This is a genomic window from Actinosynnema sp., from assembly GCF_052038725.1.
The window spans coordinates 1-3,751 of record NZ_JBQGCX010001439.1 but is presented as its reverse complement, the minus strand read 5'-3'; the positions used below and the strand labels follow the sequence as shown (position 1 = coordinate 3,751).

Here is a 3,751-nt window from a genome sequence, read left to right as displayed (position 1 = left end):
GACCAGCCGCGCTGGGGGGATGTTGACGGTTCACCGTTCCGGCGGGCCCCCGCCCCGCGAACGCCCCCGCGGCGCCCCGCCTAGAGTCGGCCGGTGCGCAGGATCGAGGTCGACGGCGTGGCCGCCACCGCCCAGGACATGGCGGGCCTGTTCGGCAACTACGGCCACTTCACCGCGTTCCAGGTGAGGAACGGCCTGGTCAGAGGCATGGACCAGCACCTGGACCGGCTGGCCGAGGGCAACCGCGAGCTGTACTCCCTGGACCTGGACCGGGACCGGGTGCGCGCGCTGGTCGCCCGTGCCCTGCGCGGGGTGGGCGACGCGTCCGTGCGCGTGGTGCTGTTCGGCGTCGACGCGCCCACCACCCTGGTGTCCGTGCGCGAGCCCCAGGAGCCGCCCGAACTGCCGCAGTCGCTCCTGCCCGTGGAGCACGTGCGCCCGCTCCCGCACGTGAAGCACCTGGGCGGTTTCGAGCGCGCGGTGCACCACCGGGCCGCCCGCGAAGCCGGCTTCGACGGCGCCCTGCTCATCGGCGGGGGCGGCCTGGTCGTCGAGTCGGCGGTGGCGAACATCGGCTTCCTCACCGGCGACGAGATCGTCTGGGCGGACGGCCCCTGGCTCCACGGCACCACCATGCGCCTGCTGGAGGAGCACGCGCCCTCCCGGCGCGCCCCGGTGCGCCTGGCCGACCTCGGCGCGCACGACGGCGCGTTCACCGCCAACTCGTGGGGCGTGGCCCCGGTCCACCGCATCGGCGACGTCCGCTACCCGGTGGGCCGGGCCTTCGAGCGCCTCAGAGCCACCTTCGCCGCGATCCCCCAGCACCCCGTCACCCCCTGACCCCCGCCGCCCGAACGGGCTCGCACGGCGGGGGGCGGGGCCGCTCACACCGCGGGCGGCCGGTCCTCGTAAGGCGTGGACAGCACGACCGTGGTCCGCGTCGACACGTTCGCCACCTCCCGGATCTGCCGCAGCAGGTCCTCCAGCGCCTTGGGCGAGGCCACGCGCACCCGCACCAGGTACGACGAGTCGCCCGCCACCGAGTAGCAGGCCTCGATCTGCGCCAGGTGCTCCAGCCGCTCCGGGTAGTCGTCCGGGGCCGCCGGGTCGATCGGCGTCAGCGAGATGAACGCGGTCAGCGGCAACCCGACCTCGTCCCCGTCCAACCGGGCCGCGTACCCCTTGACCACCCCCCGCTGCTCCAGCCTGCGCACCCGCTGGTGCACGGCCGACACGCTCAGGCCGACCCGCTCCGCGAGGTCGGTGAAGCTGCACCGCCCGTCCGTGGACAGCTCGCGCAGGATCGCCCGGTCGATCGGCTCCAGGTTCGTCACGCCTCAAGCACCACCAGCTCGTGCGGCCGGTTGTTCAACCGCTCGGAGCCGCTCCCGGTGGCGATGACGATGTCCTCGATCCGCGCGCCCCACCGCCCCGGCAGGTAGATGCCGGGCTCCACGCTGAACGCCATCCCCGCCTCCAGCGGCAGGTCGTTGCCCGCGACGATGTACGGCTCCTCGTGCACGTCCAGCCCGATGCCGTGCCCGGTCCGGTGCACGAAGTACTGCCCGAACCCGGCCGCGTCGATCACCTCGCGCGCGGCGGCGTCGACGGCCTCGCAGGTCACCCCCGGCCGCGCCGCGTCCACCGCGGCCTGCTGGGCCGCCTGGAGCACGGCGTACGTCTCCCGCACGTCCGCGTCACGCGGCTCACCGATCGAGTAGGTCCGGGTCGAGTCCGAGTTGTACCCCTCGGCCACGGGCCCGCCGATGTCGACCACCACCACGTCCCCGACCTCGATCACCCGGTCGGACAGGCTGTGGTGCGGCGACGCCCCGTTGGGCCCCGACCCGACGATCACGAACTCGGCGACCTCGTGCCCCTCGGCGACGATCGCGGCGGCGATGTCGGCCCCGACCTCGGCCTCGGTCCGCCCGGCCCGCAGCCACTCCCCGACGCGGGCGTGCACCCGGTCGATCGCCTCGCCCGCCTTGCGCAGCGCGGCGATCTCGGCCGCGTCCTTGCGCATCCGCAGCTCCCGCAGGATCGGCCCCGCGAGCACCTGCTCCCCGCCGATCGCGCCCCGCAGCCCCAGCACGTGCAGCGCGGGCGTCATGTCGGCCACCGCGGTGCGCGCGGTCCCCTTCAGCGCCTTGCGGACCAGCGCGTACGGGTCCTCGCCGTCCACCCAGGTGGCGACCTCCACCCCGAGCGCCTCCGTGGGGACGGCCGCGTACCCCGGCTGCTCCAGCTTCGGCACGACGAGCACCGGGTCCCCGCCGACCGGGACCACCAGGCAGGTGAGCCGCTCGAACGAGGCCCCACCCGCGCCGATGAGGTAGCGCAGGTCGGAGCCGGGCGAGATGAGCAGCGCGTCCACGCCCGCGACGGCGGCGGCTGCGGTGGCGCGGTCCAGTCGGGAGCGCAGGGCTTCCACGTCCAGGGGTCCAACACGGGTCGACATGGGTGGCAAGCCTAGTCGTCCCCGCCGACTCCGCCCGCCCCACGACGATCAAGCCCCACCGCGCCGCCCCACCCCTTCGTCGGTGGTCTCTGGCAAGCTCACCCCGGTGAGCAGCCCGCTCGTCCTGATGGACGCCGCCAGCCTGTACTTCCGGTCGTTCTACGCGCTCCCGGAGTCGATGACCGCACCGGACGGCACCCCGGTCAACGCGGTGCGCGGTTTCGTCGACACCATCGCCAAGATCGTCAACGACCGGAACGCCGCCAGGCTCGTGGCCTGCCTGGACGCCGACTGGCGCCCGGAGTTCCGGGTGGCCGCGCTGCCCTCCTACAAGGCCCACCGCGTGGCGGAGAGCGGCGACGCCGAGGAGGTCCCCGACACCCTCACCCCGCAGGTCCCGATCATCCTGGACGTCCTCGACGCCGTGGGCATCGCCACCGCCGAGGCCCCCGGCCACGAGGCCGACGACGTCATCGGCACCCTGGTGGCCCGCGAAACCACCGCCCCGGTCGAGGTCGTCACCGGCGACCGCGACCTCTTCCAGGTGGTCCGCACCACCCCGACCCCAGCAGGCGTCCTCTACCTGGGCCGGGGCTGGGCGAAGGCGGAGCTGGTGGGCCCGGCGGAACTCGCCGCCAAGTACGCCCTCCCCGAGCAGAACGCAGGCCGCGCCTACGCAGGCATGGCAGTCCTGCGCGGCGACCCCTCCGACGGCCTCCCCGGCGTGGCGGGCATCGGCGAGAAGACCGCAGCAAAACTCATCACCGAGTTCGGCTCCCTGGAGGCAGTCCTGGCAGCAGTCCACGACGGCCGCGACCGCAAGCTCACCACCAAGGCCCGCAACGCCCTGATCGCCGCAGAGGACTACCTGGCCGCAGCCCCCACCGTGGTCAACGTGGCCCTGGACGCCCCGGTGACCCAAGACCGCGACGACACCCTCCCCGCAACCCCCGCAGACCCGGACCGCCTGACCGAACTGACGAAGCGCTGGGGCCTGGGCAGCTCAGTCCCCCGCCTGCTCACCGCCCTGGAACGCCGCGCAGAACGCTGACGGCACAAGCCGCCCGCCTTGCGCTCGCGGGCTGACCACGCCGGGGGGGGCGGGGCTCGCCCACCGACCCCGCAGCCGCCCCATCCCGCGTCCCTCTTTCCCGTTTGGCCTGGCGAAGCCCGAGCACGCTTGTCAAGACGCCGCCGCACTCTGCGGCAGACCGGGGTGTCAAACGGCGTCTTGACGAGCGTGCTTGCCTGAAAGGAGGCCACACGGGAAAGAGGGACCCGGACCACCGC

Annotated in this window: 4 protein-coding genes; 2 read left to right on the top strand and 2 right to left on the bottom strand. The window is 74.0% G+C overall.

Annotated elements, in window-relative coordinates; genetic code table 11:
- Positions 1-93: 93 nt before the first annotated feature.
- On the top strand, positions 94-840 hold the full coding sequence (locus tag ACTUAL_RS30435) for an aminotransferase class IV (RefSeq protein WP_440902646.1): 747 nt from the start codon (positions 94-96) through the stop codon (positions 838-840).
- Positions 841-884: 44 nt separating this feature from the next.
- On the opposite strand, the gene ACTUAL_RS30430 is transcribed toward ACTUAL_RS30435, so the two are convergent.
- Complete coding sequence (locus ACTUAL_RS30430; RefSeq protein WP_015801088.1) at positions 885-1,334, bottom strand: Lrp/AsnC family transcriptional regulator; 450 nt, start codon at positions 1,332-1,334, stop codon at positions 885-887.
- Complete coding sequence (locus ACTUAL_RS30425) at positions 1,331-2,461, bottom strand: M24 family metallopeptidase (RefSeq protein ID WP_096492774.1); 1,131 nt, start codon at positions 2,459-2,461, stop codon at positions 1,331-1,333. Before ACTUAL_RS30425 ends, ACTUAL_RS30430 begins: the two co-directional genes overlap by 4 nt.
- A 106-nt stretch (positions 2,462-2,567) precedes the next feature.
- Here ACTUAL_RS30425 and ACTUAL_RS30420 point away from each other — a divergent pair, with 106 nt between their 5' ends.
- Entirely contained in the window at positions 2,568-3,512 is a 945-nt protein-coding gene (locus ACTUAL_RS30420; protein ID WP_440902647.1) for a 5'-3' exonuclease, read from the top strand.
- Positions 3,513-3,751: the final 239 nt, after the last annotated feature.